The sequence below is a fragment of the Pseudomonas inefficax genome, from assembly GCF_900277125.1.
In the GTDB taxonomy this organism is placed as follows: domain Bacteria; phylum Pseudomonadota; class Gammaproteobacteria; order Pseudomonadales; family Pseudomonadaceae; genus Aquipseudomonas; species Aquipseudomonas inefficax.
The window spans coordinates 55,682-77,045 of the sequence record NZ_OPYN01000184.1; the positions used below are offsets into that span (position 1 = coordinate 55,682).

General features: G+C 59.9%; 21 protein-coding genes and 1 pseudogene. 12 read left to right on the forward strand and 10 right to left on the reverse strand.

The features are described 5' to 3' along the window. Positions 1–244 precede the first annotated feature (244 nt). The 8 genes from gcl (at position 245) to JV551A3_RS22585 (ending at position 10,037) form a co-directional block, all read left to right on the forward strand. A complete protein-coding gene (gene gcl / locus JV551A3_RS22550) occupies positions 245–2,020 on the forward strand; it encodes a glyoxylate carboligase (protein ID WP_015271168.1) in 1,776 nt (591 codons plus the stop codon). 68 nt (positions 2,021–2,088) lie between these two features. Next, the gene (hyi, locus tag JV551A3_RS22555) at positions 2,089–2,871 is read left to right on the forward strand and encodes a hydroxypyruvate isomerase (protein WP_003259508.1); all 783 of its coding nucleotides are present in this window, start codon (positions 2,089–2,091) and stop codon (positions 2,869–2,871) included. Between the two features lie 171 nt (positions 2,872–3,042). Continuing rightward, positions 3,043–3,936 carry a 2-hydroxy-3-oxopropionate reductase gene (locus tag JV551A3_RS22560; RefSeq protein WP_112253046.1) on the forward strand — a complete coding sequence of 298 codons (894 nt, stop codon included), beginning with the start codon at positions 3,043–3,045 and terminating at the stop codon, positions 3,934–3,936. Between the two features lie 243 nt (positions 3,937–4,179). Continuing rightward, positions 4,180–5,454: a glycerate kinase type-2 family protein gene (locus JV551A3_RS22565; RefSeq protein WP_060493792.1), complete on the forward strand. Its 1,275-nt coding sequence runs from the start codon at positions 4,180–4,182 to the stop codon at positions 5,452–5,454. Next, positions 5,451–6,866 carry a pyruvate kinase gene (pyk, locus tag JV551A3_RS22570; protein WP_133974305.1) on the forward strand — a complete coding sequence of 472 codons (1,416 nt, stop codon included), beginning with the start codon at positions 5,451–5,453 and terminating at the stop codon, positions 6,864–6,866. Before JV551A3_RS22565 ends, pyk begins: the two co-directional genes overlap by 4 nt. Positions 6,867–7,079: 213 nt before the next feature. Next, on the forward strand, positions 7,080–7,952 hold the full coding sequence (locus tag JV551A3_RS22575; RefSeq protein WP_133974307.1) for an urea transporter: 873 nt from the start codon (positions 7,080–7,082) through the stop codon (positions 7,950–7,952). Between the two features lie 45 nt (positions 7,953–7,997). Further along, positions 7,998–8,819 carry an ion transporter gene (locus tag JV551A3_RS22580; RefSeq protein ID WP_013973544.1) on the forward strand — a complete coding sequence of 274 codons (822 nt, stop codon included), beginning with the start codon at positions 7,998–8,000 and terminating at the stop codon, positions 8,817–8,819. Between the two features lie 216 nt (positions 8,820–9,035). Beyond that, positions 9,036–10,037, forward strand: a complete 1,002-nt coding sequence (locus tag JV551A3_RS22585) for a sulfate ABC transporter substrate-binding protein (RefSeq protein ID WP_112253050.1) — start codon at positions 9,036–9,038, stop codon at positions 10,035–10,037. A gap of 123 nt (positions 10,038–10,160) precedes the next feature. On the opposite strand, the gene JV551A3_RS22590 is transcribed toward JV551A3_RS22585, so the two are convergent. Then, positions 10,161–11,087: a class I SAM-dependent methyltransferase gene (locus tag JV551A3_RS22590; protein WP_133974452.1), complete on the reverse strand. Its 927-nt coding sequence runs from the start codon at positions 11,085–11,087 to the stop codon at positions 10,161–10,163. Between the two features lie 143 nt (positions 11,088–11,230). Continuing rightward, positions 11,231–12,130 (reverse strand): DMT family transporter, encoded by a 900-nt coding sequence (locus JV551A3_RS22595; RefSeq protein WP_133974309.1) that lies wholly within the window; start codon positions 12,128–12,130, stop codon positions 11,231–11,233. Positions 12,131–12,264: 134 nt separating this feature from the next. On the opposite strand from JV551A3_RS22595, the gene JV551A3_RS22605 reads away from it, so the two are divergent. The 3 genes from JV551A3_RS22605 (at position 12,265) to JV551A3_RS22615 (ending at position 15,537) form a co-directional block, all read left to right on the forward strand. Continuing rightward, positions 12,265–12,702: an Lrp/AsnC family transcriptional regulator gene (locus tag JV551A3_RS22605; RefSeq protein ID WP_112253052.1), complete on the forward strand. Its 438-nt coding sequence runs from the start codon at positions 12,265–12,267 to the stop codon at positions 12,700–12,702. 557 nt (positions 12,703–13,259) lie between these two features. Beyond that, positions 13,260–14,792 (forward strand): NCS1 family nucleobase:cation symporter-1, encoded by a 1,533-nt coding sequence (locus tag JV551A3_RS22610; protein WP_133974311.1) that lies wholly within the window; start codon positions 13,260–13,262, stop codon positions 14,790–14,792. A 16-nt stretch (positions 14,793–14,808) separates the two neighbouring features. After that, positions 14,809–15,537 carry an aspartate/glutamate racemase family protein gene (locus JV551A3_RS22615; protein ID WP_112253054.1) on the forward strand — a complete coding sequence of 243 codons (729 nt, stop codon included), beginning with the start codon at positions 14,809–14,811 and terminating at the stop codon, positions 15,535–15,537. A gap of 137 nt (positions 15,538–15,674) precedes the next feature. Here JV551A3_RS22615 and JV551A3_RS22620 read toward each other — a convergent pair whose 3' ends face one another. The 3 genes and pseudogenes from JV551A3_RS22620 to JV551A3_RS22630 form a co-directional block, all read right to left on the reverse strand. Next, positions 15,675–16,337, reverse strand: a complete 663-nt coding sequence (locus JV551A3_RS22620) for a lytic transglycosylase domain-containing protein (protein WP_133974313.1) — start codon at positions 16,335–16,337, stop codon at positions 15,675–15,677. 238 nt (positions 16,338–16,575) lie between these two features. Then, a pseudogene (locus tag JV551A3_RS22625) lies at positions 16,576–16,734 on the reverse strand (FKBP-type peptidyl-prolyl cis-trans isomerase); the annotation flags it as partial. A 25-nt stretch (positions 16,735–16,759) separates the two neighbouring features. Next, entirely contained in the window at positions 16,760–16,960 is a 201-nt protein-coding gene (locus JV551A3_RS22630; RefSeq protein WP_133974315.1) for a hypothetical protein, read from the reverse strand. Positions 16,961–17,148: 188 nt separating this feature from the next. Here JV551A3_RS22630 and JV551A3_RS22635 point away from each other — a divergent pair, with 188 nt between their 5' ends. After that, positions 17,149–17,478, forward strand: a complete 330-nt coding sequence (locus JV551A3_RS22635; protein ID WP_133974317.1) for a hypothetical protein — start codon at positions 17,149–17,151, stop codon at positions 17,476–17,478. A gap of 284 nt (positions 17,479–17,762) precedes the next feature. Here the strand turns inward: JV551A3_RS22635 and JV551A3_RS22640 are convergent, their stop codons facing one another. From JV551A3_RS22640 to JV551A3_RS22655, 5 genes are all read right to left on the reverse strand, one after another. Beyond that, positions 17,763–18,305 (reverse strand): recombinase family protein, encoded by a 543-nt coding sequence (locus JV551A3_RS22640; protein ID WP_133974455.1) that lies wholly within the window; start codon positions 18,303–18,305, stop codon positions 17,763–17,765. A gap of 262 nt (positions 18,306–18,567) precedes the next feature. Then, complete coding sequence (locus tag JV551A3_RS22645) at positions 18,568–19,044, reverse strand: hypothetical protein (RefSeq protein WP_133974319.1); 477 nt, start codon at positions 19,042–19,044, stop codon at positions 18,568–18,570. 570 nt (positions 19,045–19,614) lie between these two features. Further along, positions 19,615–20,091 (reverse strand): hypothetical protein, encoded by a 477-nt coding sequence (locus JV551A3_RS22650; protein ID WP_133974321.1) that lies wholly within the window; start codon positions 20,089–20,091, stop codon positions 19,615–19,617. A 200-nt stretch (positions 20,092–20,291) separates the two neighbouring features. Beyond that, positions 20,292–20,453, reverse strand: coding sequence for a hypothetical protein (locus tag JV551A3_RS30770; RefSeq protein ID WP_166674289.1), 162 nt, complete (start codon positions 20,451–20,453; stop codon positions 20,292–20,294). A 146-nt stretch (positions 20,454–20,599) separates the two neighbouring features. Then, positions 20,600–21,010 carry a hypothetical protein gene (locus JV551A3_RS22655; protein ID WP_133974325.1) on the reverse strand — a complete coding sequence of 137 codons (411 nt, stop codon included), beginning with the start codon at positions 21,008–21,010 and terminating at the stop codon, positions 20,600–20,602. Positions 21,011–21,364: the final 354 nt, after the last annotated feature.

Sequence of the window (21,364 nt, forward strand, 5' to 3'; positions counted from 1 at the left end):
TCTTGTTGTGAGAAGCCCTGAGGGCAGTTGAAAACCGATAGAACAAATAGAACACAACGGAAGATATTTTTGTATACAATATTTTGAAACGATCGTATGCGATGGCGCAAAGCGCCGTTTTCACGGGCGCTCGAACGAAAGCGACATCCGCCGACGAAAACCCGTTGACCTAAGCGGCCAGCCATGAATACACTCTGGCACAAAGCAAGTTGTATACAATTACAAAATCGATGAGGCACAAACCATGAGCAAAATGAGAGCAATCGATGCAGCCGTTCTGGTCATGCGCCGTGAAGGTGTAGATACCGCGTTCGGCATCCCGGGGGCTGCCATCAACCCGTTGTACTCGGCCCTGAAGAAAGTCGGTGGCATCGATCACGTCCTCGCTCGTCACGTCGAAGGCGCCTCGCACATGGCCGAGGGTTACACCCGTGCCAACCCGGGCAACATCGGTGTGTGCATCGGCACCTCCGGCCCAGCCGGCACCGACATGGTCACCGGCCTCTACAGTGCCTCCGCCGACTCCATCCCGATCCTCTGCATCACCGGCCAGGCCCCACGTGCCCGCCTGCACAAGGAAGACTTCCAGGCTGTCGACATCACCAACATCGTCAAGCCGGTCACCAAGTGGGCCACCACCGTTCTGGAGCCAGGCCAGGTGCCTTACGCCTTCCAGAAGGCCTTCTATGAAATGCGCACCGGCCGCCCAGGCCCGGTACTGATCGACCTGCCGTTCGACGTGCAGATGGCCGAAATCGAATTCGACATCGACGCCTACGAACCGCTGCCAGTGCACAAGCCGTCCGCCACCCGCGTACAAGCCGAAAAAGCCCTGGCCCTGCTCAATGACGCCGAGCGCCCGCTGCTGGTAGCCGGTGGCGGCATCATCAACGCCGACGCCAGCGACAAGCTGGTCGAGTTCGCCGAGCTGACCGGTGTACCGGTAATCCCGACCCTGATGGGCTGGGGCACCATCCCGGACGACCACGCACAGATGGTCGGCATGGTCGGCCTGCAGACTTCGCACCGTTATGGCAACGCCACCCTGCTGAAATCCGACCTGGTGTTCGGTATCGGTAACCGTTGGGCCAACCGCCACACCGGTTCCGTCGACGTCTACACCGAAGGCCGCAAGTTCGTGCACGTGGATATCGAGCCAACCCAGATCGGCCGCGTATTCACCCCGGACCTGGGTATCGTTTCCGACGCCGGCAAGGCACTGGACGTGTTCCTCGAAGTGGCCCGCGAGTGGAAAGCCGCTGGCAAGCTGAAGTGCCGCAAGGCCTGGCTGGAAGACTGCCAGGAGCGCAAGGCCACCCTGCAGCGCAAGACCCACTTCGACAACGTGCCGGTCAAGCCGCAGCGCGTCTACGAAGAGATGAACCAGGTATTCGGCAAGGACACCTGCTACGTCAGCACCATCGGCCTGTCGCAGATTGCCGGCGCGCAGTTCCTGCACGTGTACAAGCCACGCCACTGGATCAACTGCGGCCAGGCCGGCCCGCTGGGCTGGACCATCCCTGCCGCCCTCGGTGTGGTCAAGGCCGACCCGAAACGCAAGGTGGTCGCGCTGTCGGGTGACTACGACTTCCAGTTCATGATCGAAGAGCTGGCGGTAGGCGCACAGTTCAACCTGCCGTACGTGCACGTACTGGTGAACAACGCCTACCTGGGCCTGATCCGTCAGGCGCAACGTGGCTTCGACATGGATTACTGTGTACAACTGGCGTTCGAGAACATCAACTCGACCGACGCCGCCACCTACGGTGTCGACCATGTCGCCGTGGTCGAAGGCCTGGGCTGCAAGGCCATCCGTGTGTTCGAGCCGGCCGAGATCGCCCCTGCCCTGCTCAAGGCACAGAAGATGGCCGAAGAGTTCCGCGTGCCGGTGGTGGTCGAAGTGATTCTCGAACGTGTGACCAACATTTCCATGGGCACCGAGATCAACGCGGTCAACGAGTTCGAAGACCTGGCCCTGGTCGGCAACGACGCGCCAACCGCCATCTCGCTGCTGGACTGATCGCCTGACGCCCCCGTGCCGGCCCCTACCTGAGGGCGCCGGGGGCCTTCATCGCAAGGAGACACAACATGCCTCGCTTCGCTGCCAACCTGTCCATGCTGTTCACCGAACAGGACTTCCTGGCCCGCTTCAAGGCTGCCGCCGATGCTGGTTTCAGCGGCGTCGAATACCTCTTCCCGTACGACTTCAGCGCTGCCGAGATCAAGCAGCAGCTGGACGCCAACGGCCTGACCCAGGTGCTGTTCAACCTGCCAGCGGGTGACTGGGCCAAAGGCGAGCGCGGTATCACCTGCCACCCTGACCGCGTCGAGGAATTCCGCGCCGGCGTCGACAAGGCCATCGAATACGCCAAGGTGCTGGGTAACACCCAGGTCAACGCCCTGGCGGGCATTCGCCCACAAGGCCCGGACTGCGCCACCGTGCGCAAGACCTTCGTGGAAAACCTGCGCTACGCCGCCGACAAGCTGAAAGCCGCCGGAATCCGCCTGGTCATGGAAATGATCAACACCCGCGACATCCCCGGCTTCTACCTGAACACCACCAAGCAGGCCCTGGAAATCCAGGCCGAAGTGGGCAGCGACAACCTGTTCCTGCAGTACGACATCTACCACATGCAGATCATGGAAGGTGACCTGGCCCGTACCATGGAAGCCAACCTGAAACTGATCAACCACATCCAGCTGGCCGACAACCCCGGCCGCAACGAACCAGGCACCGGCGAGATCAATTACCGCTTCCTGTTCGAACACCTGGACCGCATTGGCTACCAGGGCTGGGTGGGCGCGGAATACAAGCCGCTGACCACCACCGAGGCGGGCCTGGGCTGGCTGAAGACCCATAACGCAATCTGAACGGCTGAACGCTAGCCCCCTGTGAAACACGAAACCCTGTGGGAGCGGGCATGCCCGCGAACACCGGCATAGCCGGTGCCATCCACCGAGTCGCCTGTTTCGCGGGCATGCCCGCTCCCACAGGGATTGCGGTTTGCTTGAGACATCACAAATATAAAGAGGCACATTGTCATGGCTAAAATCGGTTTCATCGGCACCGGCATCATGGGCAAGCCCATGGCTCAGAACCTGCAGAAAGCAGGTCACAGCATCTTCGTTTCCACTCACCATGACGCTGCCCCGGCCGACCTGGTCGCCGCCGGTGCCGTGGCCCTGGCCAACCCGAAGGAAGTTGCCCAGGAAGCCGAGTTCATCATCGTCATGGTTCCCGACACCCCGCAGGTCGAGAGCGTCCTGTTTGGTGAAAACGGCGTCGCCGAAGGCGTGGGCCCGAACAAGATCGTGATCGACATGAGCTCGATCTCCCCTACCGCTACCAAAGCCTTCGCCGAGAAAATCAAGGCCACCGGCGCTGCCTACCTGGACGCCCCGGTGTCCGGCGGCGAAGTCGGCGCCAAGGCTGCGACCCTGAGCATCATGGTCGGTGGCTGCCCGAAAGCCTTCGAGCGCACCCTGCCGCTGTTCGAAGCCATGGGCAAGAACATCACCCGCGTCGGTGGCAATGGCGACGGCCAGACCGCCAAGGTGGCCAACCAGATCATCGTTGCCCTGAACATCCAGGCCGTTGCCGAAGCCCTGTTGTTCGCCGCCAAGAATGGCGCCGACCCGGCCAAGGTACGTGAAGCACTGATGGGCGGCTTCGCCTCGTCGAAGATTCTCGAAGTGCACGCCGAGCGCATGATCAAGGGCACCTTCGACCCAGGGTTCCGCATCAACCTGCACCAGAAGGACCTGAACCTGGCCCTGCAGGGTGCCAAGGAACTGGGCATCAACCTGCCCAACACCTCCAATGCCCAGCAAGTGTTCAACACCTGCCAGGCCCTGGGTGGCGGCAACTGGGACCACTCGGCGCTGATCAAAGGCCTGGAGCACATGGCCAACTTCTCGATCCGCGACGACAAGTAAGTAATTTTTAGCCTTCACCGGCCTCTTCGCGGGTGAACCCGCTCCCACAGGTTTTACGCTGTCTTCAGCCTCTGGGAGGCCCCTGTGGGAGCGGGTTTACCCGCGAAGAAGCCAACACCTTTGAACCTGCGACCACAGGTTCAAAGGTGGCACCGAGCAACACCCGCCCCTGGTTCGGCCTGCACGGAGGCAGTTCCAGGGGCGTTTTTGATTCTGCAGAACAACAATAATTGGGAGCCTGCCATGTCGGTCGATCCGCAAAAACTTCTCCGCGAGCTGTTCGACACAGCCATCGCCGCCGCCCACCCCCGCCAAGTCCTCGAACCCTACCTGCCCGCCGACCGCAGCGGCCGGGTCATCGTCATCGGTGCCGGCAAGGCCGCAGCCGCCATGGCCGAAGTGGTCGAGAAAAGCTGGCAGGGTGAAGTCTCCGGCCTGGTCGTAACCCGCTACGGCCACGGCGCCAACTGCCAGAAGATCGAGGTGGTCGAAGCCGCCCACCCGGTCCCCGATGCCGCTGGCCTGGCCGTGGCCAAGCGCGTGCTGGAACTGGTCAGCAACCTCAATGAAGACGACCGCGTCATCTTCCTGCTGTCCGGCGGTGGCTCGGCGCTGCTGGCCCTGCCCGCCGAAGGCCTGACCCTGGCCGACAAGCAGCAGATCAACAAGGCGCTGCTGAAATCCGGCGCCACCATCGGCGAGATGAACTGCGTGCGCAAGCACCTCTCGGCGATCAAGGGCGGCCGCCTGGCCAAGGCCTGCTGGCCGGCCACGGTGTACACCTATGCCATTTCCGATGTACCGGGCGACCTCGCCACGGTGATCGCCTCCGGCCCTACCGTGGCCGACCCGAGCACCTCGGCCGATGCCCTGGCCATCCTCAAGCGCTACAACATCGAAGCGCCCAAGGCCGTTATCGACTGGCTCAACAACCCAGCCTCGGAAACCGTCAAGGCCGATGACCCGGCCCTGGCCCGCAGCCACTTCCAGCTGATCGCCAAGCCCCAGCAGTCGCTCGAAGCCGCCGCGGTCAAAGCCCGCCAGGCCGGGTTCAGCCCGCTGATCCTCGGCGACCTGGAAGGCGAATCACGCGAAGTGGCCAAGGTGCACGCCGGTATCGCCCGGCAGATCGTCCAGCACGGCCAGCCGCTGAAGGCACCCTGCGTGATCCTGTCCGGCGGCGAAACCACCGTGACCGTACGCGGCAATGGCCGTGGCGGGCGCAATGCCGAATTCCTGCTCAGCCTCACCGAAAGCCTGAAAGGCCTGCCGGGCGTGTACGCCCTGGCCGGTGACACCGACGGTATCGATGGCTCGGAAGAAAACGCCGGCGCCTTCATGACCCCGGCCAGCTACGCCCGTGCCGAAGCCCTGGGCCTGTCGGCCAGCGATGAACTGGACAACAACAACGGCTACGGCTATTTCGCCGCGCTGGATGCGCTGATCGTCACCGAGCCGACCCGCACCAACGTCAACGACTTCCGCGCCATCCTGATCCTCGAGACTGCCCAATCATGACGCCTGATAAAAAAGTCAAAATCCTCGCGACCCTTGGCCCTGCGATCAAAGGCATCGACGACATCCGCCAACTGGTAGAAGCCGGGGTGAACATCTTCCGCCTCAACTTCAGCCACGGCGAGCACGCCGACCACGCCCTGCGCTACCAGTGGATCCGCGAAGTCGAGCAACAACTGAACTACCCGCTGGGTATCCTCATGGACCTGCAAGGGCCGAAGCTGCGCGTCGGCCGCTTTGCCGACGGCAAGGTGCAGCTGCAGCGCGGCCAGGCCTTGCGCCTGGACCTGGACAACACCCCGGGCGACAGCCACCGGGTCAACCTGCCACACCCCGAGATCATCGCCGCCCTCGAGCCGGGCATGGACCTGCTGCTGGACGACGGCAAGCTGCGCCTGCGCGTAACCGCCAAGCACAGCGACGCCATCGACACCAAAGTACTGGCCGGTGGCGAGCTGTCCGATCGCAAGGGTGTCAACGTGCCGCAAGCGGTACTCGACCTCTCCCCGCTCACCGAGAAAGACCGCCGCGACCTGGCCTTCGGCCTGGAGCTGGGCGTGGACTGGGTGGCCCTGTCGTTCGTGCAACGCCCGGAAGACATCATCGAAGCACGCCAGCTGATCGGTGACCGTGCCTACCTGATGGCGAAGATCGAAAAACCATCGGCAGTCGAACAGTTGCAGGCCATCGCGGAGCTTGCAGACGCGATCATGGTGGCCCGTGGCGACCTGGGCGTGGAAGTGCCAGCCGAAAGCGTGCCGCAGATCCAGAAACGCATCATCGGCACCTGCCGCCAACTGGGCAAGCCGGTGGTTGTGGCCACGCAGATGCTCGAATCCATGCGTTTCTCGCCAGCACCGACCCGCGCCGAGGTCACCGACGTGGCCAACGCCGTGGCCGAAGGTGCCGATGCGGTGATGCTGTCGGCCGAGACTGCCTCGGGTGAGTACCCGCTGGAAGCCGTGCAGATGATGAGCAAGATCATCCGCCAGGTGGAGAACGGCCCGGACTACCAGGCCCAGCTCGACGTTGGCCGGCCGAAGGCCGAGGCCACCGTGTCGGACGCCATCAGCTGCGCCATCCGCCGTATCAGCGGCATCCTGCCGGTTGCGGTGCTGGTCAACTACAGCGAGTCGGGCGCCTCGACCCTGCGCGCGGCACGCGAGCGGCCGCGGGCACCAATCCTCAACCTGACGCCGAACCTGAACACCGCACGCCGTTTGAGCGTGGCGTGGGGCGTGCATTCGGTGGTCAACGACCGCCTGCGTCAGGTTGATGAAGTGGTGTCGACCGCCCTGGAAATCGCCCAGGCACAAGGCATGGCCAGCCGTGGCGACACGCTGCTGATTACTGCTGGTGTGCCTTTCGGCAAGCCGGGGTCGACTAACACGCTGCGGATCGAGACTCTGATCTGAGAATGCCGGGGGCGCTTTGCGCCCCATTCGCAGCACAAGGCTGCTCCTACAAAGGGACCGCGAAAGCCTCCTGCTCCACGGTCCCTTTGTAGGAGCAGCCTTGTGCTGCGAATGGAGGGCAAAGCCCTCCCCGAACACAGAAACACCAGACCTGCGGAAAACCCGAGGCCCAAAGAGGCCCACCGCTCCCCATCAACCTCACTGACTGCCCCGATGTACACCAAAAATTTCGTCAACCCGTGCCCCGACTGGGCAACGGCGTTACTCAACGGCTTCAGCCAGGTGCTGCTGCTGCGCAACCCTCTGTGCGGCCTGTGCTGCCTGCTGGCCATCCTGCTGACCGCCCCAAGTCTGGTCGGCGGCGCCCTGCTCGGCGCCCTGGCCGGCCTGCTCACCGCCCAGGCACGCGGCTACGACCGTGCCGACCGCCAGGCCGGCCTGTACTGCTACAACGGCGTGCTGATCGGCATCCTGATCAGCGCCGTGCTGCCCTGGTCGGTCATCCTGCCGCCACTGATCATCGCCGCTGGCGGCCTGTCCAGCATCATCACCCACCAATGGCGCAAGCGCGGCGGCAAGCTGCTGATCGCCTACACCGCACCCTTCGTGCTGCTTGGCTGGGCCACCCTGCTGCTCGCCAGCCCCTCGCCCAGCGGCTTCGTCGAAGCCGACCCGCTGTACGCGCTGGCGCGCGGCGTGGGCCAGATCTTCCTGCTCGACCAGCCCCTGGCCGGCCTGCTGATCATCATCGGCATGTTCATCGCCAACCCTTATGCGGCCATGTGGGCAGTGATCGGTTCGGCCATCGGCGGCGGCGTGGCACTGCTCGCCGACCAGGCGCAAGCCGCCTGGCTGGGCCTGTACGGTTTCAACGCCGCGCTGGCGGCGCTGGCGTTCAGCAGGCAGGGTGAAAAGCCGTGGGTGACACTGCTGGCCATCGCCCTGGCCCTGCTGCTGCAACCCCTGTTCAAGCTGCTACCGGTACCCGGCCTGACCGCGCCCTTTGTCGCCGCCTGCTGGCTGATGCATCTGGGCAGCCATCTGGCCCAGCCCAGGCAGCGTGACGCCAGCCGCTTGCACAGCTGAAATGCAAGCCCTAGGCTCAGCCCATCGCTTTTGTGGAACGAGCCAATGAACAACCCTGCGAGCCTGCGCGAGCAGCTCTACATCATCGTCTTCCAGACCGATACCGTGGCTGGAAGACGCTTCGACAAGATCCTCCTGCTGATCATCCTGGCCAGCCTGGTCACAGTGATCCTCGACAGCATCGACGAGGTGCACCAAGGCTATGCCGGCCTGCTGGCGGGCATCGAGTGGGGTTTTACCGCGATCTTCCTGGCCGAGTACCTCACCCGCCTGTACTGCTCGCCCAAGCCGCTGCGCTATGCCTTCAGCTTTTATGGCCTGGTCGATCTGCTGGCGATCGTGCCGGGGATCATCGCGCTGTACTACAGCGACGCCCAGTACCTGCTGATCATCCGCGTGATACGGATGCTGCGGATCTTCCGGGTGCTCAAGCTCAGCCCGTACCTCAAGCAGGCCCATTACCTGATGGAGGCGCTGCGCGGCAGCAAGCAGAAGATCATCGTGTTCCTGGTGACGGTATCGACCCTGGTGACGGTGTTCGGCACCTTGATGTACGTGATCGAAGGGCCTGAGCATGGCTTTACCAGTATTCCCAAGGGCATCTACTGGGCCATCGTTACCCTGACCACGGTGGGCTTTGGCGACATCGTGCCGAAGACGCCATTGGGGCAGGTGCTGTCGTCGCTGGTGATGATTACCGGTTATTCGATCATCGCCGTACCGACCGGGATCTTCACCGCCGAGCTGGCCAATGCCATGCGCGGGGAGCAGCTGCAGCATGATTGCCCGACCTGCAGCAAGAAGAGCCATGAGCATGGGGCGGCATTCTGTTCCCGGTGTGGAAATGTGCTGTTTCCCAAGCAATGATGTCGCCTGTTCCGGCCCTTTCGCGGGTAAACCCGCTCCCACAGGGAGCGCTCACAGCTCTGGCCTTTGGTGATCCTGTGGGAGCGGGTTTACCCGCGAAGAGGCCGGCACAGGCGGCAGCATAACCAAAGTGTTTTTTGTTCTTTAACCGCTACAAACCCACCGGCTATAGTCGCAGGCAAACTGCCAACACCTTCTCGATAACAAGGAAGCAACGTGAAAAAACTCTTCACCGCCTCGCTACTCGCCGCAGGCCTTGCCCTGGGCAATTTCGCCCAGGCCGCCCCAACCTTGCTCAACGTTTCCTACGACGTGATGCGCGACTTCTACAAGGACTACAACCCGGCCTTCCAGAAGCACTGGGAAGCCGAGCACAACGAGAAGGTCAACGTGCAGATGTCCTTCGGCGGCTCGAGCAAGCAGGCGCGAGCGGTGATCGATGGCCTGCCGGCCGATGTGATCACCATGAACATGGCCACCGACATCAACGCCCTGGCCGACAACGGCAAACTGGTGCCGGACAACTGGGTGAGCCGCCTGCCGAACAACAGCGCGCCGTTCACTTCGGCCACTGTGTTCATCGTGCGCAAGGGCAACCCCAAGGCGCTGAAAGACTGGCCCGACCTGCTCAAGGATGGCGTACAGGTGATCGTGCCCAACCCCAAGACCTCGGGTAACGGCCGCTATACCTACCTGTCGGCCTGGGGCTATGTGCTCAAGCAAGGCGGTGATGAAAACAAGGCCAAGGACTTTGTCGGCAAGCTGTTCAAGCAGGCGCCGGTGCTGGACACCGGTGGCCGTGCCGCCACCACCACCTTCATGACCAACCAGATCGGCGACGTGCTGGTGACCTTCGAGAACGAAGCCGAAATGATCGCCCGCGAGTTCGGCCGCGACCAGTTTGAAGTGGTCTACCCGAGCGTGTCGGCCGAAGCCGAGCCGCCGGTCAGCGTGGTCGACAAGGTGGTGGCGAAGAAAGGCACCCAAGCCGCGGCCGAGGAATACCTGAAGTACCTGTGGTCGCCAGCCGCCCAGGAAATCGCCGCACAGAACTACCTGCGCCCGCGTGATGCGACGGTACTGGCCAAATACACCGACCGCTTCCCGAAAGTGGACTTCCTGTCGGTGGAGAAGACCTTTGGTGACTGGCGCACCGTACAGAAGACCCATTTCAATGATGGTGGGGTGTTTGACCAGATCTACAGCAACAATCAGTAATTGATGTAAGCAGGCCCGGCCTCTTCGCGGCTAAAGCCGCTCCCACAAGTACCCCACAGCCCTCAGGTTTGGCGCGGTACCTGTGGGAGCGGCTTTAGCCGCGAAGGGCCAACAACGGCAACATCAGACCTGACGGAATACCAGGGCCTTCAAGCCCCCCGCCGGGTCCACATCAGGAAACTCCGGCGGGTTCTCCAGCCGCTCGACGAATGCCAGCGACGGCGCCTGCTCCGCCATCCCCTCGATCAGAAACTCTGGCCCGATGCCCGGGTCGTTCACGCACGCCAGCACCGTCCCGCCCTCGCTCAAGAGCTCCGGCAAGCGCCGCAGGATCTTCGCGTAGTCCTGGGTCAGCACGAAGCTGCCGCGCTGGAAGGTCGGCGGGTCGATGATGATCAGGTCATAAGGCCCGTACTTGCGCACCTTGCCCCACGACTTGAACAGCTCATGGCCCAGGTACGCCACGCGCGATGCGTCGTGGCCATTGAGGCGGTGGTTGTCGCGGCCCCGGGACAACGCCGACTTGGCCATGTCCAGGTTCACCACCTGCTCGGCGCCACCGGCAATCGCCGCCACCGAGAAACCGCAGGTGTAGGCGAACAGGTTCAGCACGCGCTTGCCTGCCGCCTGCTCGCGCACCCAGCGCCGCCCATAGCGCATGTCGAGGAACAGGCCGTTGTTCTGCCGCACGCCCAGGTCCAGCAGGTAGGTCAGGCCGTCCTCGACCACCTCGCGCTGCTGGCACGGCTCGCCCAGCAACCACTGGCCCGGGCTGTCGGGCAGGTAGCGGTGCTGGAGAAGGATGGCTTGACCAGTCCACTGTGGGCGCTCAGCCAGGGCACGCAGCATGGCTTCCAGTTCGGCCAGCTGGCCTTCGGGCGGCTCGCGGAACAGGGCGACCGACAGCACGCCTTGTAGCCAGTCGACGGTGACCTGCTCCAGGCCCGCCCAGCAGCGGCCGCGGCCGTGGAACAGGCGGCGGGTTTCCTGCGGGGCAGGGTCGAGGGCGGCGAGCAGGTGTTGCTCCAGAGTCTGGATCGGCGAAGTCATCATGGGTCGTAACTGGCAAAGAGCAGCATTCTACCTTGTGGGCCTCTTCGCGGGTAAACCAGCTCCCCAGGGACCCCACAATCCTGAAGCAATGTGATATCCCTGTGGGAGCTGGCTTGCCGGCGATAGGCCGCGAAGCGACCTCAATGGCTCTTGACCGCTATTGCCTTGGGCCGGAACCACCACCCCTGCTGCATGCCCGCAGCAGCCAGCAGGATCAACGCTACCCCCAGCCACTGCAAAGGTGCCAATCGCTGCCCGAACGCCACCCAGTCCACCAGAATCGCCGCAATCGGATAGATGAACGACAGTGCCCCGGTCAACGCCGTGGGCAAGCGCTGGATGGCGCTGTACAGCAACACATACATCAAGCCGGTGTGCACCATGCCCAAGGTCACCAGGCTGGCCAGCGCCGGCACTTCCACCGGCAACCCGCCAAGCTTGACCCACGGTGCCAGCAACAGCACCCCCGTGGCCACCTGGATCAGCGCGATCAGGTGCGGTGGGGTGCCGCTCAGGCGCTTGATGATCAACGCCGCGATGGCATACAGGAAGGCCGCCCCCAGCGCCAGCGCAATGCCCAGCAAATAGTCCCCGCCGCCACCCTGCCCCGCGCCATGGGCACTGACGATGGCCAGCATGCCGAGGAACGCCACGCTCAGCCAGGTGACCTTGGCCACGGTGATCTTCTCGCCCAAAAACACTGCCGCCAGCCCCACCAACATGAACGGCTGCACGTTGTACACCGCCGTGCCGATGGCAATCGACGCCCGCGAGTAGGAGGCGAACAGCAGCACCCAGTTACCGACGATGGCCACACCGCTGGCGATCGCCAGCAGGAACGCCGTGCGGCTGATCACCCCCGGCCGCAGGAAGCCGAACCCAGCGCAGATCGCCAGCAAGGTCACGGCACCGAACACGCAGCGCCAGAACACCACCTCGAGCACCGGCTGGCCGGACACCAGCACGAACCAGCCAATGGTCCCGGAAATCAGCATGGCGGCGACCATTTCCAGCGAACCACGGCGCAACGAACTATCCATTTCACACCTCCTGTCGATGACGGCAACAGTATGCAAATGTTTCCGGGAGGCCTTCCAGCGGATATCGAAGGTAGATTTGCCGAAGTACCTTTACTATCAAGGCAAATCATACGAACGACCTTATGAGGGTGACCATGACCGATGCCATCGACCAACTGCTGATCAATGCACTGATGGAAGACTCGCGCCGCTCGCTAAAGGCCCTGGCGCAGATCAGCGGGCTGTCCGCACCCAGCGTCAGCGAACGCCTGCGCCGCCTGGAGGAACGCGGCGTGCTACGCGGCTACACCGTAGAGGTCGACCCGCGCGCCTTTGGCTACCAGCTGCAGGCCATCGTGCGCATCCGCCCGCTACCGGGGCAGTTGCAGGAGGTGGAGCGGCAGATCATTGCAATTGCGGAATTCACCGAATGCGACAAGGTCACCGGCGAGGACTGCTTCATTGCCCGGCTGCATGTGCGCTCGATGGAACAGCTGGACACCCTGCTCGACCGCATCAATGTACTGGCCGAGACCAACACCGCCATCATCAAGAAAAGCCCGGTGAAGCGGCGGTTGCCGCCGATGGATTGATTTATTCCTGTGCTGGCCTCTTCGCGGGCACGCCCGCTCCCACAGGATCTCCACAGTCCTGGATGCTGTGCGGTCCATGTGGGAGCGGGCGCGCCCGCGAAATGGCCGGCACAGGAAAAAGCTGACTATTTTTTGTACACAAGAATGTCACCATAAGTGCCGTTTTTGTGTGCACTTACCAAGATCACGCCCCATTACGTTACACACTTCCCACAACTTATTTTGACCAAACGATCAACTAAATCACCCTCGAAAAATTTAAACCTGTTCATTTGGTCAACTTATATTCTCTTCATTTCATAAACTTATATTTCAACAAGATAGATTCAAAATGATGGCCCGCTGAAAGTTGCTTCTCCCTTGGCATGGAACTCGCTTTTGTGTGTTCGTGTTTTGTATACAAACTGAGCAAAACATAAATACACAAGAACCCGCGACGCCGACCCAACATCGGCCGCCGCGCCCCAAACCTGAGATGCCAACGCTGCACCGACGAGATGGCGAGCCCGTGCGCATGCCCGCTCATCGCAGTCCACGTGCATCAGGAGCCCGCCGGAATGAGTACCAGCCTCGACCTTGCCCCTGACCTATCCGTCGCCAGCACCCACCCCGCTTCCCCTCTCGCCGGCAGCCAGCCGGAACTTGCCCTTAGCCCGCGCCTGCATAACCGCGACCTCGCCCCGACGCGCATCGAAGGGCGCCGCTGGGGCGGCTACAGCATCTTCGCGCTGTGGACCAACGATGTGCACAACATCGCCAACTACTCGTTCGCCATGGGCTTGTTCGCCCTCGGCCTGGGCGGCTGGCAGATCCTGCTGTCGCTGGCCATCGGTGCGGCGCTGGTGTACTTCTTCATGAACCTGTCCGGCTACATGGGGCAGAAGACCGGCGTGCCGTTCCCGGTCATCAGCCGTATCGCCTTCGGCATCCACGGCGCGCAGGTACCGGCGTTGATTCGCGCGGTCATCGCCATCGCCTGGTTCGGCATCCAGACTTACCTGGCTTCGGTGGTGCTGCGCGTGCTGCTCACCGCCGTATGGCCGCAAATGGCAACCTATGACCATGACAGCATCCTTGGCCTGTCGAGCCTGGGCTGGGTATGCTTCGTGTCGATCTGGCTGGTGCAGCTGGTGATCCTGGCCTACGGCATGGAGATGGTGCGCCGCTACGAGGCCTTTGCCGGCCCGGTGATCCTGCTGACTGTCGCCGCCCTGGCGGTGTTCATGTACTTCAAGGCCGACGCCCGCATCGCCTGGTCGGTGGCCGAGCCGCTGACCGGCTACGAGATGTGGCGCAACATCTTTGCCGGCGGCGCGCTGTGGCTGGCGATCTACGGCACCCTGGTGCTGAACTTCTGTGACTTCGCCCGCTCCTCGCCATGCCGCAAGACCATCCGCGTCGGCAACTTCTGGGGCCTGCCGGTAAACATCCTGGTGTTCGCCATGATCACCGTGGTGCTGTGCGGCGCGCAGTTCCAGATCAATGGACAGATCATCGACAGCCCGACCCAGATCGTCGCCGCCATCCCCAGCACAGCATTCCTGGTACTGGGCTGCCTGGCCTTCCTGATCGTCACCGTGGCGGTGAACATCATGGCCAACTTCGTCGCCCCGGCCTTCGTCCTCAGCAACCTGGCACCGCGCCACCTGAACTTCCGCCGCGCCGGGCTGATCAGCGCCACCCTGGCGGTGCTGATCCTGCCGTGGAACCTGTACAACAGCCCGCTGGTGATCGTGTACTTCCTGTCCGGCCTGGGTGCCCTGCTCGGCCCGTTGTACGGGGTGATCATGTCCGACTACTGGCTGCTGCGCAAAGGCTGCATCAACGTGCCGCAGCTCTACAGCGAAGACCCGGCCGGCGCCTACCACTACACCAGGGGCATCAACCTGCGCGCGGTGGCCGCCTTCGTGCCGGCTGCAATGCTGGCCATCGTGCTGGCCCTGGTGCCCAACTTCCACGGTGTGGCGCCGTTCTCCTGGCTGATCGGTGCCGGCATCGCCGCCGCCCTGTACCTGCTGATCGCCCCACGCAAACGCCATTACCACGATGTCAGCGGCGAATGCATCGCCGTTGACCACAGCAGCCATTGACCAGGGAGGACTACCCATGCGCATTCTGATCGCCAACGTCAACACCACCGAAGCCATCACCGAAGCCATTGCCGAACAGGCCCGTGCGGTGGCCGCGCCCGGCACCGAAATCATCGGCCTCACCCCATGGTTCGGTGCCGAGTCGGTGGAAGGCAACTTTGAAAGTTACCTGGCCGCCATCGCGGTGATGGACCGGGTGCTGGCTTACGAAGGCCCTTACGACGCCGTGATCCAGGCGGGTTACGGCGAGCATGGCCGCGAAGGCCTGCAGGAACTGCTGAACGTGCCGGTGGTGGACATCACCGATGCCGCCGCCAGCACGGCGATGTACCTGGGCCATGCCTACTCGGTGGTGACCACCCTGGACCGCACCGTGCCGCTGATCGAAGACCGCCTGAAGCTCTCCGGCCTGTATGACCGCTGCGCATCGGTGCGGGCCAGCGGGCTGGCGGTGCTGGAGCTGGAAGCCGACCCGCAGCGCGCCGTGGAGGCGATTGTCGAGCAGGCAGAACGCGCCGTGCGTGACGACAAGGCCGAGGTGATCTGCCTGGGTTGCGGCGGCATGGCCGGGCTGGACGAGCAGATCCGCCAGCGCACCGGCGTGCCGGTGGTGGATGGCGTGAGCGCGGCGGTGACCATTGCCGAATCGTTGGTGCGCATGGGCTTGACTACCTCCAAGGTACGTACCTATGCCACGCCACGAGCAAAGAAGGTGGTGGGTTGGCCGATGCGCTTCGGCCGTTAGGCATCTTTCGCCGGACCTGGCCTCTTCGCGGGTAAACCCGCTCCCACAGGGACCGCATTGCTTTCAAGCCAGTGCAGTACCTGTGGGAGCGGGCAAGCCCGCGAAGAGGCCGGTACAGGCAAACCATCACCAACGGATCAAGTCGGGCAGCTATGCGCACCATCATTCAAGCCCTGACGCACGTTACGGCTGAGCAGGCTGGCCTTGCCGTCGTGCCAGGTCAGGGTGAGGACGTAGAGGGTGTCGAAGTCGTCACCGCTCCAGTCCTCGGTGATCACCCGCTCTTCACCCAGGGCCTTGCCAGCCACGGCATTGATCAGGTCGGGGAGGTAGCCGTGCGACCAGGCGGTGTACACGGTCGCGTTACGGTACTTGTCGCGCAGCAGCTCTTCGGCCAGCGCTTCGGTGTCGTTGGCGCCATAGTCGATGTTTACCGGCAGGCCCAGGCGAATGGCGCTGGGGCTGATGGTCATCAGCGGGCGAATGTAGCTGTAGCTTTCATCCTTGCTGCCTTCCTCGACATGCCGTGAGGGGTTGGCAGCGAACACGTAGTCGGCCTTACCAAAGCGCTCGGGCAGCACGGTAGCCAGGTCCAGCGCACGGTTCAGGCCTTGGCAGTTCAACTGGCCCAGCCCTTCGCCCGGCTTCTCGGCGTGGCGCAGGAACACAAGGGTCTGGGTGCCATCCACCGGTTGCGCCCGGCTTTCGACAGCCTCCAATGCCAGCGGTACAGCGACGGCCGTCAGCACCAGGCTCAGCAACCAGTGACGACGACGGCGGAAGAATGTTGGCAACTTCATCAAGGCAGGCTCGTGTGACAGAAAAATCGGGTTGACCCGCCACATCACCCCGCCAACAGCACGGCAGGGCATCCTTGTAGTGAATGCCGTCCTTGGCAACGAGTGAGGGTGAGAGTGCCCTTAACCCGTTTGGTTCCTCCCTGGAGGTGGATGCCGTTCCCTAGGCAAGGCCTAGATTAGAGGAAGGGTGTTGCTGAAATGTGTAGGGCGCAAGAACATCGGGTTGCAATACGGCCACTCAATCATCCCGCGTCAGCACTTCCAGCAATTCGACCTCGAAGGTCAAATCCGAATTCGGCGGAATCGCCCCCACGCTGCGCTCGCCATAGCCCAGATGCGCCGGTACCAGCAGCTTGCGCTTACCGCCCACGCGCATCCCCATCAGGCCTTGATCCCAAGAATTCTGTAAATGACACCATGACTCAATCACGTAGACGCTCAATGACGTTGGTGATCGCCCCGGCGTTGGTATCCAGAACCTGCAAGGCCGTCATAACGTTGTCGTGAACGTTGACAGACCCACGTTGGCGTATCCATGTACTGACCTCCTCGATTGCTGCACGTATGGCCGTCTGGTTGAGGTGGAGCAGTTCAAGTGCATCTGCGGTGGTTGCTTTGTCCATGTGGAAGCCTCAACGGGAAGGTGCTGAGCTCAGACTACCACCCCCAATTTCAGAATCTGGATTTGGATTTGGGCCGATCAGGCCAAATCGTGTTGGGTGAAAATCCGCTACTATCTAAGCCTTATGGTGGCATCATGCTAACCTGCGCATCAGCGTCAGTACCGTCACGTAAATCAAGGAGATAGGGCATGACAGACCAAAATCACTGCCAAGCAGTGAACTACTTCTATGTATGGGAGGGCAAGGAGCAAGAGGGAGGAATCGAGATTCCTGGAGAAATCCTAAAGCACACCGACATCGCTAGGTCCCGTGTTTTGAGAGCTGTCGCAGAGGAATTTTCTAAGCTTGGTAAAGTAGTGGTATACCAAGGAAATGTGGTGCCAAGCGGTCCTGCTCGCCATTACGACCGGAAAAAATCAGTAGACCTTTCTGTGCAGATTGACGGTAGTGAACCCTTGGAGCTTTCGATTTTCGACGCGGGCGCGATTGTTCAGCTGTTAACAGATAAAGAGCGCTAACAATGAGGTGGGGGGGGAGGAATGATCAATGCTGCGATTTTACCCCAATTTCAGCCAGCCCATTCATATGCGGCCTAGATATCCCAATGGTCAGAAATCCCCAGCGATTCAGCACCACGGCTCGATAGCAAGCCAAATGCCAATGCGGGTAGGCCTAATCTTTTTTCAAAATCCCTGCATCACAAACGGAAACGCCCCACAAGGCTCCAAATACGGCCAATGCGGGGCGTTTTATTGAAATTGGCAAATGGGTACTAGGTACAGTGAAAGGCCCTGTAATCGCTTTACACTGCCTTCATTGCACGTTGCACAGTGCTCAGGCTAACACCTAGGCTCTCAGCAGCCTTACGGAACGATTGCCCTTCAGCGATAGCGGCACGGATCGCATCGTCATCCACGGTCTTAGTCCGGCCCTTATAGACGCCTTTCTCTTTCGCCTTGGCGATACCTTCACGCTGACGCTCCTTAATCATCGAGCGCTCAAACTGAGCCACTGCACCCATCATCGACAGCATTAGGTGCTGGGTCGGGTTGTCTTCACCAGTGAACTCCAGCTTTTCCTTGTGGAAGCAGATATGTACGCCACGCTTAGTCAGGTCTTCCACCAGCTTGAGCAGGTCCACCAGTGAGCGGGCAAGGCGGTCAATGCTGTGAACAACGATGCTGTCACCTTCCCTGACGTATTCAAGCAGTGCTTGTAACTGAGGGCGGTCTGTTGTCGCACCGCTCAGCTTGTCGGTGAAAACCTTGTCCAGGGCGACACCATCAAGCTGACGCTCGGTGTTCTGGTCCAGCGAACTAACGCGAATGTATCCGACCTTTGCCATTTCCTTGCCCTCTGTATTCATTTAACTCTAGATGCTTGGATTATGTGTGTATTCAAGCATCAAGTCAACCCTAATGAATACGGAAAAGGCAGGGGCACTGTATTCAGCTGACTGTAGTCGCAAGGGTGCACCCTAACGAATACAAACATGCGATGGATTGCCAACGATCCATCATCACCAAACCCTCTGATGGGCTGGTGATGGTAAGTATCGAATCGTCGTGTAGGGGAATCTGATGGGCTGGTGTAGGGGAATCCATCTGTTACCAATCCAAATCGTCAGATGCTTCTCGCTTGATCAGCAACGGCTTGTTCAACACCGTCCAGCGATTCACCTTACCCTTACCAAAGAACTTCGACAGGTCATGTGGCCTCTGTCTTTCGATGGTGTCAGCAATCGTATCCAGCTTGGATACTGAGAGAGCCTGATCCATCACGTTCATCAGTGATGGAAATGTCTTGTCCGCAACATCCTGCAAGCCATCCACTGGTTTGGTGGTGAACATCGTCAAGTAGGCTTGTGTAGGGGCTGCGCCTTTCTTCATCGTCTGTATCCGAATGAGGAACGGTTGATCTGGATAAACCCTACGCAACCTCTGCTTGAACGCTACCATGTCATTCAGCAAGCCATGACTCAGTGTTGGGTCGTCATAGAACACCGAACACTGATAACTCCATGTATTACCCTTGAATACCGTTAGGTATCTTCTCTTTGTCTTTTCTTCTGTTGTCTCGCTCACTACACCTTCCTTTTTAAAGACACACCTCTCTCTAACACACCTCTCTCTAAGCTGAGTCCCCCTCCTATACTAGGACCGGAAGACTCGGGTGCCATGAGATACCTCTACGCCCCGTACCATCTGGTGCTGGCGGTGCTGGTCATTTCTCAAAAAACTCAGCATTTTTGCATTAGTAGTGCGGTAAGGCAAGCACCGATCTGATCCTGTTATTCACTGTCGTTTGGGGGCATGTCCACTATCCAGAATGCACAGGCTTTACAGGAGGCTCATATAAGCGATTACAGCGTGGTGATGTGAACCCCGCTATCCCTTCCTTATCGAAGACGAAATCGTGCTCAGAGTCGCAGGAGAATACGTTATAACCCTATCCCCACCTGGAGCCGGTGACTATCTTTCCGAGGTTCTGTTTAAAATGATGAATTGAGTAATAAAAGGGATAGGAAATAGATTGTGCTAAACACCAACACCGATCATCCCCAACCAACATCGGGGTGAAACCAAATCGTAGGCACAAAAAAGGCCGTCACCCGCATAAGCCAGTGACAGCCACTTCCTGTATTCACTCTGTTTTTACTCTGGAATCTCTAGGGGAGCATAACAAGCTTGAACCTCAGCTTCAATTTTGGCCAACTTCTTGGCCTTAGCTTCTTCAGCAGCTTTTCGTTCCTTCTCTTCCAGTGTCTGAATCAGTTGCTGACGAAGCAGGTCCTGATACCGTGCATGTTCAGCTTCTAAGTGGGCAACGTATTCAGCTTTAACTTTAGCTTTAATGACTTCAATGTCTTGGGTTTGCTGAGATTCAGGCTTAACCATCCAGACCTCATGAGCCAGTTCACCATGGAACACATGCTTGTTGACGGCCACCGTATAGCCTTCTTTGGATTTATCAATGACGGCTTGCAACAGGTCGTGCTCGAAAGTTGCCCGCACACGCTCCATTGACTGCTCGGTACCTCGATACATTCGAATCCAACCCTCAACCTTGGATTCATATTCTGCTTGATTCCACTTAGGGGGAGCGCCTTGGATTATGATTTTTTCTTTCATTCTTTCATTTCCTTTTTTGATTCATGTGGGTGCGGTAGACCTTCAGCAAATTGGTACAGTATTCTTGCCATACATCAACTGAGCTATTAGCGTCTGATACAGCAGTTGTCGGTGTGGCGACCCCGGTTGGTTTGGCATCATCAGTAGTAGTTGAACGTGCCTTAGCTCGCTCAATCATGGCGTAGAAATAGCTCATCCAATCACAGCCCGAATTGTGTTTTGATGATGTCGATTGCGTCAAGGCAACGCCTGTATTCAACTTTGTTACCTGTGGCAGCTGCCGCCGCCTTCAATTTCTGGTAATGCTTGACTTGTTCCAGTGCTAGCCAACGCTCAACGTCATAGGTAGTTGTTAAGGTCATTTGATTTTCCTTCTGAAATTGTCTGAGACATGGCTGAAAACAGCCATTCATGCCACGCAAATCAAGGGCTACAGAGGCTTAAAACTGGCAACTGGTACACGTGGTTAGGTTGCCACTTTTAAGCCTCTACAGGCCGCATTGTTTCGTTATGGGTTGTATTTACTGAGGTAGGCCCTAGCAGCCACAATGCCGGTGTAAAGAGCAGCATCAAGATCATACTCATGGGCTTCCGGATTCTGTGCAATCCAAATCTTTACTTGTTCTTCTCGATCTAGGTGCTTCTCGGTAGGTACGTCTCGAACTCGATAGGTTCGAGGGTTAGCTTGCCCAGTTTTCCCATTACATACTTTTTCCTTAAAGTAAGGTGACTTCATCATCAGCTCACCGACATCAGGGTGAAGGCCTGGGTTCCGCTTACACCACTTGTAATACGTGGTCAGTGCTTTATCGCTCGCCACGATGAATTTAAGAAGCTTTGTATCAGCAGGGCTATACGATGACGTCATTACATGGGTTACTAGGTTAGATGGTCGGTTTATCACGAAATAGTTAGCCATGCTGCTTGACCACCAATTCACTCAGGTATTGATTGATCGACTTGTCAGCACGAAGTGCGACAACAGCGAGATTGGTATAGGCAGCAAGTGGTACACGAAACCTTACCAACACGGATTCAGCACGATTTGACCGAAACAAACGTCCACGGCAAGAGCTGGAGCAAGTGCGAGCATCTCGACGTTTCGTCTTAAGGGGAATGTTACAAATACAGCAGACACGGGTATTCGTCATTTACACCTCCAGGGGTAATGAGTAGTAGTAGTTCGTATAACGAACACAAATTTACGTGAGCAAAAAGAAACCCCAATCACTGGCTCAGCGATGACTCACTGGGGTGCAATGATTGAGGCCTA